Consider the following 20,651-nt stretch of genomic DNA (forward strand, 5'->3'; position numbering starts at 1 on the left):
GATGCTTGCGCACTATTGTGGCTGGATCGTCCCCCGGGATACGTTGCGTGGTTACATGTAAGGATGAACGAACGACGATCCTCCGCGATTGGGCGCCCCCGTGATGCATCGAAGGATCAGGCGGTCCTGAAGGCGGCGCGACGCCTGCTCGCAGAGGTTGGGTATCAGCAAACAACCATCGCTGCGATATCGAGAAGGTCGGGGGTGAATTCACCTGCAATATATCGTCGCTGGGCTACGCGCGAGGCGCTCATCGCGGAAGCCGTCCACGGTCCCGGCGGCCACCCCCTTCCGAACGAGTCTGGTGACCTAAAGGAGGATCTGAAAGCCTGGGTCCAAGTGTTTCTAGTTCGTGCTGCGCGTCCCGCCGCGCGTGTCGGCGTTCCGGGCCTTCTCTCGGATAGTCAAACCGAGGAGTCTCGATCGAGGCTAGTTGCCATTGGATCGCCTGTGAGGCAAGCATTTTCGAAAATGATTGGGGGAGCGGTCGGGCGTGGTGAGATTGCAGCGGATATTGATACGTCGTTTCTGTTCGACCTCCTCGCTGACTCAACGTCGATGCGAGGATTGAGGTGTGGGCTCGACGACTCCGACGCGTACATCGAGAGTCTCTCAGAGGCGCTGTATTTTCTAGCCACCCGTTCCAATGGAGCTGTTGACGTTGGCGTCGTTCGCCGGTAGCTTCCCTGCCGCTCCGGTCAGGCAGTATGGTCGCTTTCGCAATATCTCGCGCAGACGTTGGACCGGTGACTCGCCGGTGTTTCCGCTGGTGATGTGGGCGCTGTCCCTGTGCTGTATCTCCCACGTAGTTGCGCGCAGCTGCGAGGGGACCTCGTCCGTGCAACGACTCGGTGGGAAGTGCTGTGCGGATCTTCGCGCTGGAGCCGGCCCACTACGGCCCCTACACCGTGAAAATTCGTGGTCTCGAGGGAAGCCCTCTTGTTCGGTAACGAATTGAATCGCCCCGGGATGTCTGGAGACTTACGAGTTTGAGAACTCAGCGACTGGCTGAGTTCGGTGATCACGGTAGTAGAGGGCCTCGTACTCCGCGGGCGGCAGGTCGCCGCAGTGCTCGTACAACCTGCGGTGGTTGAACCAGTCGACCCATTCGAGGGTGGCGACTTTGACCTGGTCAACGGTCCGCGAGGGGCTCTGGGCCTTGATCAGTTCGGTCTTGTAGAGGCCGTTGATCGATTCGGCGAGGGCGTTGTCGTAGCTGTTGCCGGTGGCGCCGATCGAGGCATCGATACCGGCGTCGACGAGTCGTTCGGTGAAGGCGATGGACGTGTATTGCGACCCGCGATCGTAATGATGAATCAGCCCGGACAGGTCGTCGATGCCCTCGCGCGCTGCCGGGTCCAGATCGCGTGCTCGATTGCGTCGAGGACCAGCTGCGCGGTCATCGTGGTCGCGGTCCGCCAGCCCACGATCCGGCGGGCGTAGGCATCAATCACGAACACCACATGTACCCACCCGGACCACGTCGACACGTACGTGAAGTCCGCTACCCACAACACATTCGGCGCTTCCGGGCAGAACTGACGTTGCACCAGATCGTCGGGTCGCCGCGCTTGTGGATCAGCGATCGTGGTGCGTTTGGTCTTGCCGCGGCGGGCTCCCGCGAGGCCGAGGCCGCCCATCAGTCGTTCGACCGTGCAGCCCGATGCCCTCCCGGTGGCATTGCAGCCACACCTTGCGGGCACCGTAGACCGAGTAGTTCTCCCGGTGAACGCGGGCGATCTCAACCTTGAGTTCCTCGTCGCGGACCTGCCCCTTAGAGGGCTGACGCCGGCGGACGCAGACGTCGTAGTAGGTGGACGGCGCGATCTTGCACCTGTGTGCGGTCAGCACGCGGCAGATCGGCTCGATGCCGTACTCCTGCTTGTGTGTGTCGATGTAGTCGACGATCACCGAGTGTGGCGTGGGGGTACCTCCCGCTTGCGGGGGGGGGCGAGCTCCGCCGCAAAGAAAGTCGATGCAGACTTCAGAATATCGTTGGCGCGCTTGAGTTCTCGGTTCTCGTACCGGAGCTTTCGGAGTTCCTCGGCCATGTCGCTGGTCACCCCGGGACGCTGGCCTACCTCGACCTGATCGCGACGAACCCAGTTCAGCAGGGTCTGTGCCGAACCGATGCCCAACTTGGCGGCGACCGACTCGATCGATGCCCACCCCGACGAGTACTCGCCGCGCACCTCTCGTGCCTGCTCTCGGGCCCGCCCGCGAACTGATCGAGATGATTCGTGGCAACCTCGACAGTGCCGACACCAAGACGAAGGCGGAGAGCAAGGTCTATAGCCTCTGGGAACGTGGTCTCCGACCCGGCCATCAGATCTCTGAAAACGATTGTCGTGCAGTCCAAGATCAGATCCTCACGATCCGGCAGACAAACGCATATGTTCCTGACTGGCTCGATAGCTGCCGCCGCGATCGCAACGAAACGCTCATGCAAGAGAGTGCGGCCCATCTGATCGAACAGGCTGTGCGGCACGGCACGACCCACTGATCGGCGTGCGCGCTCTTGTGTTCCCTCTCGAACGAGCGGGCGATGCCTGGGATCAGATCGCGTCAGCTCGCAGCGGCTTAGCTGCCGCGAGAACGTCCATGCACTAAATCCCAGGAAACGGTGGGCAAACGGGAACGGTGTAGGCATCGTCGAGTGCCGATGTGGATCACTTCGGAGGCCGCAGCCATCTCACTTGTTTACTACACCTTGAAGAGGGCAGATACCGACCGGGGCTGACCTGTGGTGGGCCGACGCCGCCCACGAGGCCGTGCTGGCGGTGTGGGCGTACCAACCGTTCCCCGAACAGACCGCCGGCTGGAAGCCCGAGCAGGTCGCCGAGCATGCGCGGCTGCTCGCGCGCGCTCAGCGTCGGGTGATGGTCGGCGGCCGCCCCCGAGAAGCGGTTTCTTCATGACCGGAACGCGCTGATGCTCGCCGATTCCGACGTTGTCATCTCTGTTCGTGACCCCCGGATCACCACCGGCGGCACCGTCGCAGCCCTCCGCGAACCCGCCGCTCGCCGGCCCGTCATCACCATCGACGTCGTCGCCCGCGTAACCACGATCGCGTCAGGGGACCCGCTGTTCAGCTGAGCTATTCGTTAGGGACCTTGTGTGAAGTCGGGCATCGCGATTCCGGTGACCTCATGCGCGTGTTCCCGGACCGCGTTGTCTGTACGGTCGACGAGCTTGCAGATGTTCCCTCCATAGTTTGTTGTGCGCGTACCGATCTGCCAGGCGGGAAGAACCCCGGTTGCATCATCGACGGGAAGGCGCTGGCGAACCCGCCCCGCCCTACCAACACCACTTCCGAGGAATACCGATGTCGCTTCCCACCCTCCGCCCGAGGTTCGTGCCGATGCACTGGCCAAGGCCGCCGCGGCGCGCCGCGCCCGCGCGCTGGTCAAGGGGGATCTGAAGAAGGGCCGCACCGACCTTCCAGCGATCATCGCGCGCGCCGAGACCGACGACGTGGGCGCGAGGATCAAGGTGATCGACATCCTCGCCTCGCTGCCAGGGTTCGCGAAGATCCGCGCGAAGAACGTGATGGAGGAACTCGACATCGCGGAAAGCCGCCGCCTCCGTGGTTGGGCGCGAACCAGCGCGCCGCACTGCTCGAACGATTCCAGCAGAAGACGAACCGGCCATCGCCCGGCAGGCACTTGTACGTCGGGTTGACGGTTGTCGACACCGGCGAGATGGGCCGGCCCGGGTGGGCGCGCGATCTCGTCGAGGACTCGCTGTTCGCCGACTTCGGTGTGGTCCTCGACCAGCCCTGACCGGGACCGCGCGGGCCGAAGCGCGGGGACGCCTCACCCGCCAGTGCCCGGGAATCGTGGCGACACCCCCTGTCCTGTCGGAGGTGCGTACTACGGTCGCACCCGACGTTGACCAGCCGAGACACCACGAAGGGACCGATACATGGCACTGCCCACCCTCACCCCCGAACAGCGCGCCCAGGCGCTCGAGAAGGCCGCCGCGTCGCGCCGCGCACGGGCCGCGCTCCGAGAGGAACTCAAGACCGGAAGGGCGACGTTCGCCGAGGTCCTCGGCCGCGCTGGCACCGACGAGACCGTTGGCCGCGCCAAGGTCCTCTACATCCTCGAGTCGCTGCCGAAGATCGGGAAGGCCACCGCCCTCGAGATCATCACCGACCTCGGCATCTCCGAGACCCGCCGCATGGGTGGCCTCGGGTCGAACCAGCGCGCCGAACTCCTCGATCGACTCGGCTGATCCGACAGCGGAACGGGCCTGCGAGCGTTTGCCTCGCAGGCCCTTTCGTGTATCGGTACGCACCAGCGCTGCGAGTACCGCACTGAGATGCGCGCCGACCGTACGTGGCGGGCGCGACCCGCGCGACGACAGCCTCGCTGCGACCGACAGCTAGGGGAGGAGCTGCTTCGAAGGCGGATCGAGCTCGTGTCGACTCATTGCCTCGACGAGAGCATGGCGGAATGACACTCTCTCAGCAGTAGTACGGCGGCTCCGTATCGGGATCGTCGACCACGACGTCGACCTGAGTATTGGTCACGAGCTGATCTATCGCGTCGGCGCCCGCCCCGATCGATGCGAAGTGCGGATCGACGTCGCTCGTCACGCACCACACGTGATCGGCCGGCCACACGAAGGCCGGGGTCGGGGCCCCGATGTCGTGCAGTAGTGACTTGATCCGGGAGTCCCAGTCGGCGACGTCGGCGAGCGATCCGTGGAAGAGGAAGTAGTCGCGGTTCGGGATCGAGACCTTCGGCATCGGATCGGCCGTGTCGAAGCTGGGCCACCCGTCCCAGATGCAGAAGTAGCAATCATCGGGCGCGGTGGTGTGGCGGGCCAGTTCGGCCAGCACGACAGCGAGTTGCTCGTTGTCGGACAGCGCGTCCGGGCCGACGTGGACCTCGCCTTCGCGTTGTCCCGGATAGCTGGGGTCGGGGATGAATCTCAGCCGCGCGTATTTCTCGAAGCCAAGTGGACCGCGAGCGGCCAGCCGTTGCCAGTCCTCTTCCGACCGCTCCAGCCAGCGCGCAGCTGACAGGTCGGCACACCGGGTGATGCTCATCCGAGCAGTATGGCCTGCCTCGCGACAACCGGGATGCGGCCGGTTCTCAGGGAATTCGGAACCCGCGAAACGTCACCTCGCGACGCGGCCGGAAGCCGAGTCGCGTGTAGACGCTGATCGCCTGCGTATTGGTGCCTGCGACGTGGAGGAAGGCTCTGTCTCCTCGGGCGGTGATCCGGTCGGTGAGTGCCTGGACCAGGCGGGCGGCGTGGCCGTGGCCGCGTGCCTCCGGCGCGGTGCAGACGGCGCTGATCTCGGTCCATCCCGGCGGGCGCAGCCGTTCACCCGCCATCGCGACCAGCGCGCCGTTCTGCCGGATCCCGAGGTAGGTGCCGAATTCCGGGGTGCGGGGCCAGAAGGGGCCCGGGCGAGTCTCGGCCACCAGTTCGAGCATCTCGGGCAGGTCCGACGGGCCGAGTGCGACGAGTGCGGATCCGGCAGGAAGGTCGTCCTCCGTCGCGCCTGGGCGTGTGTCCGTGGCCGGCGGCGCGATCATCTGCAATCCGTCGAGGCTGAAGACCGGATCCCAGTGCGCGGGTGGGAGTTCCGGGCAGCTGAAGAGATCGGCGAAGCCGCCGGTCCCGAGCAGTCGGGCGAGGTCGTCCCAGTCCGCGGGCCCCGGGTCGGCGGGAACCGAGCAGAACGTCGACACCTCCTCCGCATAGGTGGCCGCCCGACCGACTGCGCGGGACAGGTGGGCGTGCGCTCCGGCCAGTGAGAAGTGGACCGGGTGATCGAGTCCGCAGTCGTCGATCGCCGCCCAGTCGTCCGCGAGCACCGAACCCTCGGAGTCGGGGTGTCCGGCCGGGGGGATGTCTGAACGAGGATCTGACGCCATGCGTCACAGCCTCGCACTCGGGGGAGCGGTCGGGGAAATCCGTCGGGTTCGATCCGGCGGAACACGAGGTGAGCGGCGAGCGTCAGGTTTGTGCGCATCGCACAACTCCCGCCCGCCGAGCTGTGCGGAATGCCCAAGCGGGATCCCTCGGGTGCGTGTGATCATGGTCATGCGGATCGCTGAGCGGTCTGCATCGGTCCCCGAGAGAAGGTGTGCGGCATGGCAATTCCCGGTGTCCCCGACGGTTTCGACTTCACCGACCCCGACGTCTACGAGCAGCGGTTGCCGATCGGCGAGTTCGCGGCTCTGCGCAAGTCGGCCCCGGTCCACTGGGTGGAGCAGCCTCCCACCAAGGGCGGTTTCGCGGACGAGGGCTACTGGGCGGTGACCCGGTACGAGGACGTCAAGGAGGTCTCCCGCAACAGCGAGGTGTTCTCGACGTGGGAGAACACCGCGATCGCGCGCTTCGCCGACGACATCCCGCGCGAGACCGTGGAAGTGATGCGGCACCTGCTCATCAACAAGGACGCGCCCGAGCACACCAAGCTTCGCAAGATCATCGCCCGCGGCTTTACTCCGCGCGCGGTGCAGAGCCTGCGGCCGGCGCTGAAGGAACGCGCGGAGACGATCGTCAAGGAGGCGGTCGCCGCCGGCGCCGGTGACTTCGTCGAGCAGGTTGCGTGCGAGTTGCCGTTGCAGGCGATTGCGGAGTTGATCGGTGTGCCGCAGGAGGACCGTCACCGGATCTTCGACTGGTCGAACCAGATGATGGGTTACGACGATCCCGAGTTCGCGCAGGAGTCCGCGACGGCGTCCGCCGAGATCCTCGCGTACTCGTACGCGATGGCGGAGGATCGGCGCAAGTGTCCCGCGAAGGACATCGTCACCACACTCGTCGAGGCCGACATCGACGGCGACGCGCTCGCGTCCGAGGAGTTCGGGTTCTTCGTGCTGCTGCTCGCGGTGGCGGGCAACGAGACCACGCGCAACGCGATCACCCACGGGATCATGGCGTTCATGGACAACCCGGACCAGTGGGAGCTGTACAAGCGCGAGCGTCCGGCCACCGCGGTCGACGAGATCATCCGCTGGGCGACACCGGTCGTCGGATTCCAGCGAACGGCGTTGGCGGACACCGAACTCGGCGGACAGAGGATCCGCAAGGGGGACCGGGTCGTGATGTTCTACTCGTCCGCGAACTTCGACGAGGACGTCTTCGACAATCCGACGGCGTTCGACATCACCCGCGCCGACAACGATCACCTCAGCTTCGGCGGGACCGGGGCGCACTACTGCATCGGCGCGAACCTCGCCCGCATGGAGATCGAGCTGATGTTCAATGCCATCGCCGACCACATGCCCGACATCACCAAGCTGGGGGACCCGCGCCGGCTGCGGTCGGGGTGGATCAACGGCATCAAGGAACTTCAGGTGGACTACACGGGCAAGTGCCCCGTGGCGCACTGAGAACGTCTGCGTCGCAACCGGACCCGGGCTCGATCCGCTGAAGGATCGGCCCTGGTTCGGCGCTGACGTGGTCGGGTTCGCGATTCTGCGCGACACGGAAGTCTTGGAATATTCGAAAGTGCGTCGCCTCGGTAGCGCGGTAGCCGATCGCGAGGTTTGCTGGCCTGGCGCGCACCAGGTCGGGTGTGGGGGACGGGTGTCGTGTAGGTGAGTGAAGTTCCGTTGCGCGGGCGTCGGCGGCTCGGATGCCCATTCGTATGCTGGCGGCGTGAGCGATATGGCGTACTTTCTTGCGCCGGCTGAGCCGGGGTTCGTACTCGATGCGGACGATGCGGACGATGTGGTGGATTCGTTGATCCAGGACGGGGTTCTCTTGTCGGTCGACTGGTCCGGTGAGGAATGGCCCGGACAGATATCGCAGTTCGTGGCGGGTCGGGTGGAAGCCTTCGGGAAGGACCGCGCGGTTGTCGCTGCCGCCGAGTCCGCAGCCAGGGAAGCGGCCGGGGCTGACCTCGAGCGCGGTGAACACGTGCCGGCGATCCTGCGCGCAGTGGATGATGCCCTGGCCCGTGCGGGGTTGGCGCTCGGCGAACTGCGGTGCGGCGACGACACCTATCGTGTCGGCGTCATGCGTCGCACGGCGGAGTCGAGTCTGGCGTGGGGCCTGGATCGGCCTTCGCCGGATTTGCTCTTCCGGCAAGTGTCCAGGCAACGACACACAGACCAGCTCAAGATCGCTGCCGTCTGCTTCGCCGGGGCACTCATCAACGCCGCCCTGGTACCTGTCGCGCTACTGATCTTCGCGATTGTGCCGCCCCTCGGCGTCATCCTGCTCGCCATCACCACCGCACTCGCACCGGTCCTGCTCTGCACCTCCATCGGGTTCCTCGTCTGCTGGGCCCTGCTCACCCGAAACACCAAGGCGTTGTAGGCGTATCCCTCCCGCGCTCACCGCTGCCGCGACGCGGGATCGGCGCGGTGATCGGTGAACCGGATGATCAGGTCGCGCATCGGCGCCGCCGGGGCGCAGGTGGCGGCCGTTGGATGACCGGCTCGGTCGGTCACAGGGCAATCGGACGATATCGGAGGGCCTCATCGACGATCTGCTCGGCTGAGGCATCCCGCAGCTCGGCCGGAGGGTGGAAGATCAAGTCGCTGACCCGGGGATGCGCCATGTTGGCATCGAGAAGCCGGAGGTAGTAGTCGCTGTCCGGGTCGCCGGCCAGTATTCTGCCGACGATCTCGACGAGTTCGTCCGTGGTCATGTCTGCGATCCGGGGTCGAACCGGCCGGGCAACCTCCAACGCGAACTCGGCCAGGTCCCTACTTTCGTCGTACTCGACGAAGTCGAGAGCCGCGTAGTCGTGGCCTGTCCGCGCGTTGAAAGCCTCGATCTCCTGGCCCGCGCTCTCGGATCCGCAGAGCACCAGGTCGGCGATCCTCGAGATCTCACGACAAAGCTCGTCCAGTCGCTGCTGGCTCACCGACGGCGGCAGTAGTTCGGCTCTCAGGTCCACGGCACGGATTATGCCGCTGATCTCCGACATCCCGACAGAGTCAGAGTGCGCCGAATCGGCTGGCGTCCAGGAGGCTGAGACGGCCCGACAATCGAGCGCTGGGGCGTATAGGTGCGAAAACCGTGGTTGCGCAACATTGATCAGTTTCGCGCCGCCCGCAGTCGCCGGACTTGACGCGGCCACCACCAGGCGACCAGCTCCGCCGACGGCTCGTCACTCACCGCGGGTGACGAATCTCTGCGAGGGTTCAACAAGTGGCACGTATGCTCAATCGCCGTGATAGCCAGTCTCGATGCAGGTCTGCGGGATTCCGAAGGTGAAACCGCGCCCGCGCGCTTCGTGATCGCCCACGACGACTACCACGCGGAGCTGGTGGGAAGGGCCGCCGATGGTCGGCAGTTCTTCATCACAACCCCGTTCGGTTCTGCGACATACGGTCAGACCAGCACCGAGTTCGTGGCGCGATACCTGTTCGACGCAGAGGGTGCACTCGTCGACGCGACGATAGTCCCCCTCGGAGCCCGGCCCGAGACGGTGGCGCTCCCAGGAAACGGGTGGCGGTTCACCGCCCAGGCAGAGGCGCTTGAGCAGCTCCTGAGCGAAATCCAGCCCGTTGCCTTCGGGAACATCGAGATATCCCCGTTCTCGATTACCGCGCACGGGCAGGAATTCGGTCTGATTCTTCACGGGCCGGACCCCGAACATCCAGACGATGACGACTGGCACTGGACAGTCACCGTGGAACCGGGCGACTACATGGCCTTCTACTCGCCCTGGGACAGCGGCGAATACGACACGTGAAAAGGGTGTCGGTGGATACCGTCGACTGATTCAGCGGCAGTCTCTTCGGCTTCCACGGCCGCGGGCGGAAGCCGAAGAACCCTGACCGCCAACCTCGGAGCGGCCGACCGGTCTCACCACCAACCGGTCGCCGGCCCGAGGAGGCGATCGAGTTCCGGCGTCAAGGTGCGCACGTAGGTTGCGGTCAGGTGGTTCGAGTCGCGGTAGATCAGCACGTTGCCCTCGATGACGCGGCACCGGTCGGTCCGGCACACGGCGTCGGACAGGTCGAGGAGCTGGACGGTGGGGAGGTCGGCGGTCGCGGCCTGCGCCGGGTCCACCACGGACAGCACGTCCGCCCGGTCGATCCCGCAGGACTCGGCGGTGCCGCCGCGGCGGGCCAGGCAGTCGGCGGCGCGGTACTGGACGCCGTTGCTCTCGAGCCACGGCGTGTCACGCAGTCCGATGACCGGCAGGTCGCGGTCGGCGAGTTCGTGCCACAGCGCGGTGTAGGTGTCGGGGGTGTAGTCCCCGGGGCCGTCGGGGACGGGCCGGGTGGAGGTGCTGAACACGAAGTCGGGCCGCGACTCGGTCAGCGCGTCGACGACGCCGAATGTCCACTCCTCGCACTCGCCGACCTCGGCGTCGGGGCTCGGGGGGAGAACCGCCGGGCAGCCCACCTTCAAGAAGGTTTCCACCCGGAAACGGTGTTCCTGGCCGAGCAGGTCGAGCGCCGGCAGCCAGTGCTCGGCGTGCGATCCGCCGATCAGCGCGATGGCGCGTTCGGCGTCGGGATCCCCGTAGGTACAGGTCAGTGGGTCGATCTGGCCCGGCTGTGACATGCAGTCGTCGAGCGTGGCAGCAGGCAGGTCGGCGTGCGCCACGTAGCGGGACGGCTCCTCGCGGGCGTGCGGGACGTCGGCGCCCGCGAACAGCGCCGCCGCCCCGGGGTGGGTCAGCGGATCGAGATCGGCTTGTTGCGCCCACTGTTCGGTGCGGCGGTCGATGAACCCGGCCCACGTCACCGATCCCGCGGCCAGCAGGACCGCAAGCGTCGACGCGACCGCGACGAGTGCCGTCCGCGTGTGTCCGGTGCCGGAAGGCCGCCGGATCGGCGTCTCGATCAGCCGGGTGGTCAACTCGGCTAGGACCAGCGACAGTGCGATCACGACGAGGCCACCGGTCAGCCCGGCTTCCGTGCGGTCGCTGAGCACGAGGTAGACGATCAGGATCGGCCAATGCCACAGGTACAGGGCATACGCGATCGTCCCGAGGCGCAGCAGCGGCCGGGACGCGAGCGCGCGGGTGAACGGGTTGCCGTCCGCGCTGCCGGTCTCGACGCTGCCGGCGACGATCAGCGCCAGTGCGGCGCCGACCGGAACGAGGGCCCACGGACCGGGGAACTCCGAGCGGCCGTCGAGGAGCATCCCGCAGCCGAACACGATCGCCAGTCCCGCGACCGACAGCGCGATCCGCGCCGGGCAGGGAACCCGCAGCCACGGTGCGACACAGGCGAGCACGCCACCCGCGAGCAACTCCCACATGCGCGCGTTGGTGTCGTAGTACAGCCACGTCTGCGGCAGGTCGCTCGTGGCCGCGTAGGTGAGCGACGCCACGGCGAGGACCGCGAGCAGGGCCGTGAGCGGGCCGCGGACCGAGCGGCCGCGGGCACGCAGCAGCCATGCCGAGCCGAACACCACGACGAGCGCGGCCAGATAGAACTGGCCCTGCACCGAGATCGACCAAAGATGTTGCAGCGGACTGACGGACGGGTCGGCGGCCAGGTAGTCGCTGGCGGTGTCGGCGAGGTGCCAGTTCTGGAGGAACAGCAGCGACGCGGTGGTCTGTTTTGCGGTCTCGAACCACGACGTGGCGGGGTGGTACGCGACCGTGAACACCGCGACCGCGGCCAGGACGACGACGAGCGCGGGAACGAGGCGGCGGGTGACGCGGCGCACGACCGGGACCGGGTCCAGCGGCGCCGGCGACTCCGCGCTGCGCAGCAGTGATCCGATGAAGAAGTAGCCCGACAGCACGAGGAAGATATCGACGCCGCCGGAGACCCGGCCGAACCACACGTGGTAGACGACCACCAGTCCGATCGCGAGCCCGCGGAGCCCGTCGAGATCGTGACGGTGCGGTGCGCGGACGGGGGCTGCGGAGCCCTGCTGGTGACCAGTGGAACGGTCGGTGGCGCGGGCTGACACGCAATCCTCTCCGGTTTCGTCTTTCGGCCGGGGCGGTGATCGCCCCGGATGGGGTCGGCGGCAACTCCTCAACGTTACCTGTCTGTCGCCTCGACGTTACCTGGCGGTGCGGCCGCTCGACGCGACACCTACAGTCGGGCGGCGTGAACCCCCTGAGCATGCCCTCCGACCGGATCGTCCAGATCGACAACGCACACCTGTGGCACCCGTACGGCGCGTTCCCGGCCTCGACCACCCCGCTCGTCGTCGAGTCCGCGCAGGGTGCCCGATTGACGCTCGCCGACGGTACGGAGCTGGTCGACGGAATGAGCTCGTGGTGGTCGGCGGTGCACGGCTACCGCAACCCGGTGCTCGACGCCGCTGTCACCGACCAGTTGGGCCGGATGAGTCACGTGATGTTCGGCGGCCTCACCCACGCACCCGCGGCCCGGCTCGCGGAACTGCTCGTCGAGATCACGCCGGACGGGCTCGACAAGGTGTTCCTCGCGGACTCCGGCTCGGTGTCTGTCGAGGTCGCGGTCAAGATGTGCCTGCAGTTCTGGCGGAGCAAGGGCCGGCCGGAGAAGCACCGGCTGCTGACGTGGCGCGGCGGCTACCACGGCGACACGTTCGCACCGATGAGCGTGTGCGACCCCGACGGCGGCATGCACTCGCTGTGGACCGACGTCCTGGCCCGGCAGGTGTTCGCGCCCGCGCCGCCGCGGGACTTCGACCCGGGCTACGTCGCCGAGTTCGAGCGGCTCGTCGTCGAGCATCGCGACGAGCTGGCGGCGATCATCGTCGAACCCGTCGTCCAGGGCGCCGGCGGGATGCGCTTCCACCACCCCGACTACCTGCGGGAACTGCGGCGGATGTGCGACGAGCACGAGCTGCTGCTGGTGTTCGACGAGATCGCGACCGGGTTCGGGCGCACCGGGGAACTGTTCGCCGCGGACCACGCGGGCCTCGCCCCGGACGTGATGTGTGTCGGCAAGGCGCTCACCGGCGGGTATCTCACGCTCGCCGCGACCCTGTGCACGACGCCGGTCGCGGAGACGATCAGTGCGGGCGAGGGCGGCGGCATCATGCACGGCCCGACGTTCATGGGAAACCCGATGGCGTGCGCGGTGGCGGTCGCGGCGGTGGAGTTGCTGCTCTCGCGGGACTGGCGGGCCGAGGTCGCGGCGCTGAACGAGGGGCTCCGTCGTGGCCTGGCTCCGGCGCGGGACGTGCCCGGTGTGGCGGACGTCCGCGTCCTCGGCGGCATCGGCGTGATCGAAATCGACCGACCCGTCGACATGCAGACCGTGACCGACGCGGCCGTCGGCGCGGGCGTGTGGCTGCGCCCGTTCCGGAACCTGATCTACGCGATGCCGCCGTACGTATGCACCGCCGAGGAGGTCGAGCGGATCGCGTCCGGCATGGTCGCGGCCGCCCGCAGCCAGAGCCGGTGACCGGATACAAGCCCACTTGAACACCGTTCAAGTGGGCTTGTATCGTGCTGCGGGTGGGTACCGAATGCGATGCGCTGGGCTGGCTGGACGACGTCGAGACCGAACGGCGGGCGGCCGGCCTGCGGCGTGAGCTGCGGCCCCGGGACGCCTCGGATCCGATGATCGACCTCGCCTCCAACGACTACCTGGGCCTGGTGCGACACCCCGAGGTCGTCGCGGGCGCCGTCGACGCCGTCCGTCGCTGGGGCGGCGGATCCACCGGCTCGCGCCTGGTCACCGGGACGACGTCGGACCACGAACTGCTCGAACGCGAACTCGCCGACTTCGTCGGCGCCGAATCCGGCCTGGTGTTCGCGAGCGGGTACGCCGCCAACCTCGGTGCCGTGACCGCGCTTTCGGGCAAGGGCTCGCTGATCGTCTCCGACGCCGGTGCGCACGCGTCGCTGGTGGACGCCTGCCGGCTGTCGCGGGCGCGGGTCGTCGTCGCCCCGCATTCGGACGTCGAGTTCCTGCGGCGCACTCTCGCCGAGCGCACCGAAGAACGAGCGCTGGTGCTCACCGACTCGGTGTTCAGTGCCGACGGCGACCTGGCCCCGCTCGTCGAGATGCACCGTGCGTGCCGCGAGCACGGCGCCGTGCTCCTCGTCGACGAGGCGCACGGCATCGGGGTCCGCGGCCGCGGTGGTCGCGGGCTCGTCCAGGAGGTCGGCCTGGCCGGTGAGCCCGACGTCGTGGTGACCGCGACCCTGTCGAAGTCGCTGGCCAGCCAGGGCGGCGCGGTGCTCGCGTCGGCGAGGGTGCGCGCCCACCTCGTGGACGCCGCCCGCACCTTCATCTTCGACACCGGCCTCGCCCCGGCCGCGGTGGGCGCGGCGCGGGCGGCGCTGTCCGTGCTGATCCGGGAGCCGCAGCGGGCGGCCGCCGTGCTCGATCGGGCGCGCGAGCTGGCGCGTATCACCGGCGGAGGCGAGCCCGAGTCCGCGGTCGTGTCGGTGATCCTCGGCGACCCCGACGTCGCGTTCGCGGCGGCCACCGCGTGCCGTGAACGCGGCTTGCACGCGGGTTGCTTCCGACCGCCGTCGGTACCGGAGGGCACGTCGCGGCTGCGGCTGACGGCCCGCGCCACGATCGACGCCGACGAGATGGCGCGCATTGAATCCGTTCTGGCCGAGGTGCTTTCGGATCGACGGGTGGAGGTTTCGGCATGAGCATTCTCGTCGTGTCCGGCACGTCCACCGACGTCGGCAAGACCGTCGTCACCGCGGCGCTCGCGGCGGCGCTGCGAGCCGCGGGCCGGTCGGTCGCGGTGTGCAAGCCCGCGCAGACCGGTGTCGCGCCCGACGAGCCGGGGGACCTGGCGGAGATCGCGCGCCTGAGCGGCGTGACGGCGACCGTCGAACTGGCCCGTTATCCCGAGCCGCTCGCCCCCGACACCGCCGCGCGGCGCGCGGGGATGCCGATGTTGACCCGCGCCCAGGTGGTGGCGGCCGCGCGTGACCTCGACGCGCACCACGACGTGACGCTCGTCGAGGGCGCCGGCGGGCTGCTGGTCCGCCTCGGCGCCGACGGGTTCACGGTGCGCGATGTCGCTGCCGATCTCGACGCCCCCGTCGTCGTGGTGGCGGCCGCCGGGCTGGGCACCCTCAATCACTGCGCGCTCACCGCGGAGTCGCTCGCCTCTGCCGGCGTGAAGTGCGGCGGGTTCGTCGTCGGCTCGTGGCCGGAGCATCCGGACCTCGCGGCCCGGTGCAACCTCGACGACCTGCCCGCGGTCACGGGTGCCGCCCTCGTCGGGCGGGTGCCCGCTGGGGTGGCCGGTCCGGAGGTGGCGGATTTTGCGGAGGCCGCCACGGGCTGGTTCGAGCCCGAATGGCTCGCCACAGTGACCGGCTGAATCCACCGCGATTCAGGGCTCTCGGTGCGGACGACCGGCCGCGAACTCAGATGATGATGCGGCAGTAGAGGCGGTCGCCGCGGGCAACCGCCCCGGTGGCCAGTTCGGCCAGCGCGGTGAGGAACGGCGCGGAGGCCTCCGATGGTTCGGACGCCTCGTCGAACACCCAGGTGCGGGCCGCGGCGGCAACCGTTGCCACATCCGATCCCGCGAGCGCATCGCGCAATTCGTCGGCGACGGTCAGGATCAGGGAGTCGCCGTCCTCGCCGGCCGCGACCAGAGACCCCCGCCGTGGGCCGGCGGCGATGTCGTCATAGGTTCGACCGGTGAGCACCGCTTCGAGCCTGCCGAGGGCGACGGTCGGGTCGATCCCCTTCGCCTGCAGGACCGGGGTGCCGCTCGTGGTGGCCTGGATCCGTGGGCCGGAGACTTCCGCGTCAACGTCCGGGTCGAGGTCGAGCAGGCCGTCGAGGGCGGTGGTGGCGACCTCGTCCGAGGGGGCCGTGAAGTAGTCGGTGATGACAGACACGACCGGCATCGTCGCACAATCGGCATCGTAGCCACGGACCCACTGGCCGGAGTGGGGGACCGGTTCCGCGTAGCCGATCCGCCCGCTCGCCGGGTTCCGATGCCGTCGCGGTAATCAGCGGCGACGAGGCGGCACGTGACGTACTGTGAGTGCCATCACATCGTGTAGGCAGATCGGGCGGCGGACCGACAGCCCTTGACCGCTCCGATCGGGCCGAGGAATCGACCAGTGCTTCTCGGAGGTATCGATGACCACCACCGAAGTGATGGAGTTGCAGCGCACGATCGGGCATTTGCGCGAGTGCGTCGGATCGTTGCGGGACGTGTACGGCGACGCGTCGGCAGTGCGCCGCCTAGCCAATGATGTCGACCGACTCGACATCGACGCGCACGACCTGAGCGATTCGCCGCCGCGTCCGACGGTGAGTGCCACCACCGAGCGAGTGCAGGTGCCCGACACCCCGTACGACCGTTCGCTGTGGCAGGACGCGGACGACGAGGGGCTCGGCGGCAACCCACACGAGACCCTGTGAGGACGCCGCGCGTGACCGAGATCGGCGCCCCGCCGCCGGCTCGGGCGGCGATCGCTGCGCGCACGCTGCGGACCGACCGGTGGTGGCTCGCGCCGCTGCTCACTACGGTCGGGCTGACGGTGTTCGTCGTGTACGCGACGGTCCGATCATTCGTGCGCACCGCGTACTGGGTGGACGACTACCACTACCTCACTCCCTTCTATTCGCCGTGCATCAGCGCGTCGTGCGTGCCGGGTGCCAGCCACTTCGGGACGTGGGTCGGCGAGCTACCGATGTGGATCCCGCTCGGTTTCCTCGTGCTGCCGTTCCTGCTCGGCTTCCGGCTCACCTGCTACTACTATCGCCGGGCCTACTACCGGTCGATCTGGTTGGCGCCGCCGGCGTGCGCCGTCGCCGAGCCGCACGCCCGGTACACCGGGGAGACGCGGCTGCCGCTGATCATCCAGAACTCGCACCGCTACTTCTTCTACGTCGCACTGGTGGTGTCGCTGGTCAACACGTACGACGCGGTTCGGGCGTACGAGGGACCGAACGGAAGCTTCGGCCTGGGCCTCGGCAGCCTGATCATCACCGGCAACGTGATCCTGCTCTGGGCGTACACGCTGTCGTGCCACTCGTGCCGGCACGTCACCGGTGGTCGCCTCAAACACTTCTCCGGGCATCCGATCCGGTACCGGATGTGGACGTGGGTGAGCCGGCTCAACACCCGGCACATGCAGCTGGCGTGGACCACGCTGGGGACGCTCATCGTCACTGACTTCTACATCATGCTGGTCGCGAGCGGCACGATCTCGGACCTGCGATTGATCAACTGAGTTCCCTTCCTGCTTCACCGACGCACAGACAGGGGAGTGTGCATGGCCGAGGTCGAACGGCACAGCTACGACGTGGTGGTCATCGGCGCCGGCGGCGCCGGGCTGCGGGCGGTCATCGAGGCGCGCGAGCGGGGTCTGTCGGTGGCCGTGGTCTGCAAGTCGCTGTTCGGCAAGGCGCACACCGTCATGGCCGAGGGGGGCTGTGCGGCCGCGATGGGCAACGCGAACTCGAAGGACAACTGGCAGGTCCACTTCCGGGACACGATGCGTGGCGGCAAGTTCCTCAACAACTGGCGCATGGCCGAACTGCACGCGCGCGAGGCGCCCGACCGGGTCTGGGAACTCGAGACGTACGGCGCGCTGTTCGACCGCACCGAGGACGGCCGGATCAGCCAGCGCAACTTCGGCGGGCACACCTACCCGCGGCTCGCGCACGTCGGCGACCGGACCGGGCTCGAGCTGATCCGCACGATGCAGCAGAAGATCGTGTCGTTGCAGCAGGAGGACTTCGCCGAGACCGGCGACTACGAGGCGCGCGTGAAGGTGTTCGCCGAGTGCACCATCACCGATCTCCTCAAGGACGGCGACCGGATCGCGGGCGCGTTCGGGTACTGGCGCGAGTCGGGCCGGTTCGTGCTGTTCGAGGCGCCCGCCATCGTGATGGCGACCGGTGGCATCGGCAAGTCGTTCAAGGTGACCTCCAACTCCTGGGAGTACACCGGCGACGGGCACGCGCTCGCGCTGCGCGCCGGCGCGAACCTGATCAACATGGAGTTCGTCCAGTTCCATCCGACCGGCATGGTGTGGCCACCGAGCGTGAAGGGCATCCTCGTCACCGAGGGCGTCCGCGGGGACGGCGGTGTCCTCAAGAACTCCGACGGCGACCGGTTCATGTTCTCGTACATTCCTGCGGTCTTCAAAGGTCAGTACGCGGAGACGGAGGAGGAGGCCGACCGCTGGTACGACGACCCGGACAACAACCGGCGCACCCCGGACCTGTTGCCGCGCGACGAGGTGGCCCGGGCCATCAACTCCGAGGTCAAGGCTGGGCGCTCCACCCCGCACGGCGGGGTCTACCTGGACATCGCGTCCCGCATGCCGGCCGACGAGATCGTGCGGCGGCTGCCGTCGATGCATCACCAGTTCAAGGAACTCGCCGACGTCGACATCACGAAGGAGCAGATGGAGGTCGGCCCCACCTGTCACTACGTGATGGGCGGGATCGAGGTCGATCCGGACACCGGATCATCCACGGTGCCAGGTCTTTTCGCTGCGGGAGAATGCTCCGGCGGTATGCACGGGTCGAACCGGCTGGGCGGCAACTCGCTGTCCGACCTGCTCGTGTTCGGTCGCCGGGCCGGGTTGGGTGCGGCCGACTACGTGCAGTCGCTCGAGACGCGGCCGGCGGTCGCCGACGCCGACGTCGCGGTGGCCGCCCGGGTGTCCGTCGCGCCGTTCGACCCCCCGGCGTCGGGCGCCGGCGAGAACCCGTACACGCTGCACACCGAGTTGCAGCAGACGATGAACGACCTCGTCGGCATCATCCGGAAGGAGGAGGAGGTCGAACGGGCGATCGCGAAGCTCGACGAGGTGAAGTCGAGGCTGCCCGGCGTGGCGGTCGAGGGGCATCGGCAGTTCAACCCAGGATGGCACCTAGCGCTCGACCTGCGGAACATGGTGCTGGTCAGCGAATGCGTCGCGCGGGCCGCGCTCATGCGCACCGAGAGCCGCGGCGGCCACACCCGGGACGACTACCCGAACATGGACGCGCAGTGGCGCTCGACGCTGTTGGTGTGCAGCACGGTGCCCGGGGATCCGGCGCTGGGTGACCCCGCCGCGGTGCCCGACGTCATCGTCACCCGCGAGCCGCAGCTGCCGATGCGTCCGGATCTGTTGGCGCTGTTCGACATCGACGAGCTGGGGAAGTACTACACGGATGCCGAGATCGCGGGGCACCCGGGAAGGACGACCTGAGATGGGCTACGACGCGAAGTTCAAGGTGTGGCGCGGCGACGCGTCCGGTGGCGACCTGCGGGACTACACGGTCGAGGTCAACGAGGGCGAGGTCGTGCTCGACATCATTCACCGCATCCAGGCCACGCAGTCGGCGGACCTGGCGGTGCGGTGGAACTGCAAGGCCGGCAAGTGCGGTTCCTGCTCGGCCGAGATCAACGGTCGCCCCCGATTGATGTGCATGACGCGCATGTCGACGTTCACCGAGGACGAGACGGTCACGGTGACGCCCATGCGCACCTTCCCGGTCATCCGTGACCTCGTCACCGATGTGTCGTTCAACTACGTGAAGGCGCGCGAGATCCCCTCCTTCACGCCGCCGCCCGGGCTGGCCCCGGGGGAGTACCGGATGAAGCAGGTGGATGTGGAGCGCTCGCAGGAGTTCCGCAAGTGCATCGAATGCTTCCTGTGCCAGAACACGTGCCATGTGGTTCGTGACCACGATGAGAACAAGGAGGCGTTCGCCGGGCCGCGCTACCTGATGCGGATTGCGGAGCTGGAGATGCATCCATTGGACACTGCTGACCGCCGTGACTCCGCGCAGGACGAGTTCGGTCTCGGCCTGTGCAATATCACCAAGTGTTGCACCGACGTGTGCCCTGAGGACATCCACATCACCGACAACGCGCTGATCCCGATGAAGGAGCGAGTGGCGGACCGGCGATACGATCCGGTTGTGTGGTTGGGCAACAAACTCTTCCGGCGCGGTGGTCACTGACCTGACCGGACGGTGCCCCCGGTGAGTCTGCGCGCCAGTCGGATTGGTGTGTGAACGGCCACATCGAACATCGAACGCATCGGTTGGCGCTGCCTCGACGCCGGTGCTAATTTGAGATGCACGGTCGATCCGCTGTCCGTCGGGGGGCTGCGGGCGCCGGCGATGTTCAGGAGATGTATTGCTGTGCTGCGCTTCGGATCCCTCGCCGACATCGACGCGCTGCCGCGCGACCTCGCCAGATCGGGGCGTTGATAGCGAAAACCCTTCTGCTGCTTACGAAAGCGCCGACGTCGGTTCGGCGCGTGCAGTCTTGTCCGTGCCGCTCCATCTCGGTGACCCTGCACTTCCCGCGTCACCAGCCTTGCTTCAGAAAGCTCCACGATGTCCCTCGTAGCCGACCGCCCGACCTCGAATCCCGACCCCGCCGAAGGGAAGTCCCCGCCGTTCGCGAAGTTTGTCCGTTGGCTTCGCCGGTCGGGCAGTGACACATCGATCGCTCTCGGTGCGTTGTCCGTCATCACCTTCTGGACGTTCGGTCTGGGGATCGTGCTCGGTGTCGGGGCGGTCGGTGTCGGTGTCGCCGCGTCCCGCTCGGGGGTCGTCGGGGACCGCGAGCCGAATTCGCTCGAGGCGCTGTTCGGAATTCTGAGCGGCGCGTTCGGCGTCGTGGCCGGTGTGATCTTCCTGGCCGTCGCCGGTCCGCATTGGTGAATGACACACCGACCGGTCACGATTGATCGTGCATGCCTCGTGAGCTACACGAAATCGTCACTCGCTCGGGCGTCGAGGTCCGTCGTATCGTTGGGGCAATGACGAACATCGACGCAATTCCCGCCTCGTCGAACGCCCTGG

Annotated in this window: 21 protein-coding genes and 1 pseudogene; 16 read left to right on the top strand and 6 right to left on the bottom strand. The window is 67.7% G+C overall.

What is annotated here, in order from left to right:
- Positions 1-63 precede the first annotated feature (63 nt).
- Entirely contained in the window at positions 64-681 is a 618-nt protein-coding gene (locus ABI214_RS25180) for a TetR/AcrR family transcriptional regulator (RefSeq protein ID WP_348605132.1), read from the top strand.
- Between the two features lie 300 nt (positions 682-981).
- On the opposite strand, the pseudogene ABI214_RS25185 reads toward ABI214_RS25180, so the two are convergent.
- Positions 982-2,234 (bottom strand): annotated as a pseudogene (locus ABI214_RS25185) (IS3 family transposase); the annotation flags it as partial.
- On the opposite strand from ABI214_RS25185, the gene ABI214_RS25190 reads away from it, so the two are divergent.
- The 4 genes from ABI214_RS25190 (at position 2,234) to mihF (ABI214_RS25205) (ending at position 4,236) form a co-directional block, all read left to right on the top strand.
- The gene (locus ABI214_RS25190) at positions 2,234-2,503 is read left to right on the top strand and encodes an S-4TM family putative pore-forming effector (RefSeq protein ID WP_348612034.1); all 270 of its coding nucleotides are present in this window, start codon (positions 2,234-2,236) and stop codon (positions 2,501-2,503) included. The pseudogene ABI214_RS25185 and the gene ABI214_RS25190 sit on opposite strands and share 1 nt — an antisense overlap.
- A gap of 428 nt (positions 2,504-2,931) precedes the next feature.
- Positions 2,932-3,096 (top strand): hypothetical protein, encoded by a 165-nt coding sequence (locus ABI214_RS25195; protein WP_348605133.1) that lies wholly within the window; start codon positions 2,932-2,934, stop codon positions 3,094-3,096.
- 123 nt (positions 3,097-3,219) lie between these two features.
- Entirely contained in the window at positions 3,220-3,681 is a 462-nt protein-coding gene (mihF, locus tag ABI214_RS25575) for an integration host factor, actinobacterial type (protein ID WP_408586486.1), read from the top strand.
- A gap of 243 nt (positions 3,682-3,924) precedes the next feature.
- A complete protein-coding gene (gene mihF / locus ABI214_RS25205; protein ID WP_348605134.1) occupies positions 3,925-4,236 on the top strand; it encodes an integration host factor, actinobacterial type in 312 nt (103 codons plus the stop codon).
- Positions 4,237-4,468: 232 nt separating this feature from the next.
- Here mihF (ABI214_RS25205) and ABI214_RS25210 read toward each other — a convergent pair whose 3' ends face one another.
- On the bottom strand, positions 4,469-5,056 hold the full coding sequence (locus ABI214_RS25210) for a hypothetical protein (RefSeq protein ID WP_348605135.1): 588 nt from the start codon (positions 5,054-5,056) through the stop codon (positions 4,469-4,471).
- A 46-nt stretch (positions 5,057-5,102) separates the two neighbouring features.
- Positions 5,103-5,894: a GNAT family N-acetyltransferase gene (locus ABI214_RS25215; RefSeq protein ID WP_348605136.1), complete on the bottom strand. Its 792-nt coding sequence runs from the start codon at positions 5,892-5,894 to the stop codon at positions 5,103-5,105.
- 219 nt (positions 5,895-6,113) lie between these two features.
- On the opposite strand from ABI214_RS25215, the gene ABI214_RS25220 reads away from it, so the two are divergent.
- Positions 6,114-7,361 carry a cytochrome P450 gene (locus tag ABI214_RS25220; protein ID WP_348605137.1) on the top strand — a complete coding sequence of 416 codons (1,248 nt, stop codon included), beginning with the start codon at positions 6,114-6,116 and terminating at the stop codon, positions 7,359-7,361.
- A 277-nt stretch (positions 7,362-7,638) separates the two neighbouring features.
- Positions 7,639-8,292: a DUF6630 family protein gene (locus ABI214_RS25225; protein WP_431357166.1), complete on the top strand. Its 654-nt coding sequence runs from the start codon at positions 7,639-7,641 to the stop codon at positions 8,290-8,292.
- Between the two features lie 130 nt (positions 8,293-8,422).
- Here the strand turns inward: ABI214_RS25225 and ABI214_RS25230 are convergent, their stop codons facing one another.
- Positions 8,423-8,908, bottom strand: coding sequence for a hypothetical protein (locus ABI214_RS25230; protein ID WP_348605139.1), 486 nt, complete (start codon positions 8,906-8,908; stop codon positions 8,423-8,425).
- A 246-nt stretch (positions 8,909-9,154) separates the two neighbouring features.
- On the opposite strand from ABI214_RS25230, the gene ABI214_RS25235 reads away from it, so the two are divergent.
- On the top strand, positions 9,155-9,679 hold the full coding sequence (locus ABI214_RS25235) for a hypothetical protein (RefSeq protein WP_348605140.1): 525 nt from the start codon (positions 9,155-9,157) through the stop codon (positions 9,677-9,679).
- Positions 9,680-9,792: 113 nt separating this feature from the next.
- Here the strand turns inward: ABI214_RS25235 and ABI214_RS25240 are convergent, their stop codons facing one another.
- Positions 9,793-11,865, bottom strand: a complete 2,073-nt coding sequence (locus ABI214_RS25240; RefSeq protein ID WP_348605141.1) for an acyltransferase family protein — start codon at positions 11,863-11,865, stop codon at positions 9,793-9,795.
- A 158-nt stretch (positions 11,866-12,023) separates the two neighbouring features.
- Between ABI214_RS25240 and ABI214_RS25245 the strand changes: the two genes are divergently transcribed.
- From ABI214_RS25245 to bioD, 3 genes are read left to right on the top strand one after another with little or no spacing between them, the layout of a single operon-like run.
- A complete protein-coding gene (locus ABI214_RS25245) occupies positions 12,024-13,298 on the top strand; it encodes an adenosylmethionine--8-amino-7-oxononanoate transaminase (RefSeq protein WP_348612036.1) in 1,275 nt (424 codons plus the stop codon).
- Positions 13,299-13,339: 41 nt separating this feature from the next.
- Entirely contained in the window at positions 13,340-14,506 is a 1,167-nt protein-coding gene (locus tag ABI214_RS25250; protein ID WP_408586542.1) for an 8-amino-7-oxononanoate synthase, read from the top strand.
- Entirely contained in the window at positions 14,503-15,192 is a 690-nt protein-coding gene (gene bioD / locus ABI214_RS25255; protein ID WP_348605143.1) for a dethiobiotin synthase, read from the top strand. Before ABI214_RS25250 ends, bioD begins: the two co-directional genes overlap by 4 nt.
- Positions 15,193-15,238: 46 nt before the next feature.
- Here the strand turns inward: bioD and ABI214_RS25260 are convergent, their stop codons facing one another.
- Positions 15,239-15,721 (bottom strand): hypothetical protein, encoded by a 483-nt coding sequence (locus tag ABI214_RS25260; protein ID WP_348605144.1) that lies wholly within the window; start codon positions 15,719-15,721, stop codon positions 15,239-15,241.
- A 247-nt stretch (positions 15,722-15,968) separates the two neighbouring features.
- On the opposite strand from ABI214_RS25260, the gene ABI214_RS25265 reads away from it, so the two are divergent.
- The 5 genes from ABI214_RS25265 (at position 15,969) to ABI214_RS25285 (ending at position 20,510) form a co-directional block, all read left to right on the top strand.
- The gene (locus ABI214_RS25265) at positions 15,969-16,253 is read left to right on the top strand and encodes a hypothetical protein (RefSeq protein WP_348605145.1); all 285 of its coding nucleotides are present in this window, start codon (positions 15,969-15,971) and stop codon (positions 16,251-16,253) included.
- Positions 16,254-16,264: 11 nt separating this feature from the next.
- On the top strand, positions 16,265-17,068 hold the full coding sequence (locus ABI214_RS25270; RefSeq protein WP_348605146.1) for a hypothetical protein: 804 nt from the start codon (positions 16,265-16,267) through the stop codon (positions 17,066-17,068).
- 42 nt (positions 17,069-17,110) lie between these two features.
- Positions 17,111-19,042 carry a fumarate reductase/succinate dehydrogenase flavoprotein subunit gene (locus ABI214_RS25275; RefSeq protein ID WP_348605147.1) on the top strand — a complete coding sequence of 644 codons (1,932 nt, stop codon included), beginning with the start codon at positions 17,111-17,113 and terminating at the stop codon, positions 19,040-19,042.
- 1 nt (position 19,043) lies between these two features.
- On the top strand, positions 19,044-19,799 hold the full coding sequence (locus ABI214_RS25280; RefSeq protein ID WP_348605148.1) for a succinate dehydrogenase/fumarate reductase iron-sulfur subunit: 756 nt from the start codon (positions 19,044-19,046) through the stop codon (positions 19,797-19,799).
- Between the two features lie 507 nt (positions 19,800-20,306).
- Positions 20,307-20,510 carry a hypothetical protein gene (locus tag ABI214_RS25285; protein WP_348605149.1) on the top strand — a complete coding sequence of 68 codons (204 nt, stop codon included), beginning with the start codon at positions 20,307-20,309 and terminating at the stop codon, positions 20,508-20,510.
- The last annotated feature ends 141 nt before the right edge of the window (positions 20,511-20,651 follow it).

It is taken from the genome of Prescottella soli (genome assembly GCF_040024445.1).
Lineage (GTDB): Bacteria > Actinomycetota > Actinomycetes > Mycobacteriales > Mycobacteriaceae > Prescottella > Prescottella soli.

Excerpts from the sequence above, each read along its gene's own strand:
- ABI214_RS25180 (WP_348605132.1), top strand. The coding sequence starts at position 64 with ATGAACGAACGACGATCCTCCGCGATTGGGCGCCCCCGTGATGCATCG.
- ABI214_RS25190 (WP_348612034.1), top strand. The coding sequence starts at position 2,234 with ATGATTCGTGGCAACCTCGACAGTGCCGACACCAAGACGAAGGCGGAG.
- ABI214_RS25195 (WP_348605133.1), top strand. The coding sequence starts at position 2,932 with ATGCTCGCCGATTCCGACGTTGTCATCTCTGTTCGTGACCCCCGGATC.
- mihF (WP_348605134.1), top strand. The coding sequence starts at position 3,925 with ATGGCACTGCCCACCCTCACCCCCGAACAGCGCGCCCAGGCGCTCGAG.
- ABI214_RS25210 (WP_348605135.1), bottom strand. The coding sequence starts at position 5,056 with ATGAGCATCACCCGGTGTGCCGACCTGTCAGCTGCGCGCTGGCTGGAG.
- ABI214_RS25215 (WP_348605136.1), bottom strand. The coding sequence starts at position 5,894 with ATGGCGTCAGATCCTCGTTCAGACATCCCCCCGGCCGGACACCCCGAC.
- ABI214_RS25220 (WP_348605137.1), top strand. The coding sequence starts at position 6,114 with ATGGCAATTCCCGGTGTCCCCGACGGTTTCGACTTCACCGACCCCGAC.
- ABI214_RS25225 (WP_431357166.1), top strand. The coding sequence starts at position 7,639 with ATGGCGTACTTTCTTGCGCCGGCTGAGCCGGGGTTCGTACTCGATGCG.
- ABI214_RS25230 (WP_348605139.1), bottom strand. The coding sequence starts at position 8,908 with ATGTCGGAGATCAGCGGCATAATCCGTGCCGTGGACCTGAGAGCCGAA.
- ABI214_RS25245 (WP_348612036.1), top strand. The coding sequence starts at position 12,024 with ATGCCCTCCGACCGGATCGTCCAGATCGACAACGCACACCTGTGGCAC.
- bioD (WP_348605143.1), top strand. The coding sequence starts at position 14,503 with ATGAGCATTCTCGTCGTGTCCGGCACGTCCACCGACGTCGGCAAGACC.
- ABI214_RS25265 (WP_348605145.1), top strand. The coding sequence starts at position 15,969 with ATGACCACCACCGAAGTGATGGAGTTGCAGCGCACGATCGGGCATTTG.
- ABI214_RS25275 (WP_348605147.1), top strand. The coding sequence starts at position 17,111 with ATGGCCGAGGTCGAACGGCACAGCTACGACGTGGTGGTCATCGGCGCC.
- ABI214_RS25280 (WP_348605148.1), top strand. The coding sequence starts at position 19,044 with ATGGGCTACGACGCGAAGTTCAAGGTGTGGCGCGGCGACGCGTCCGGT.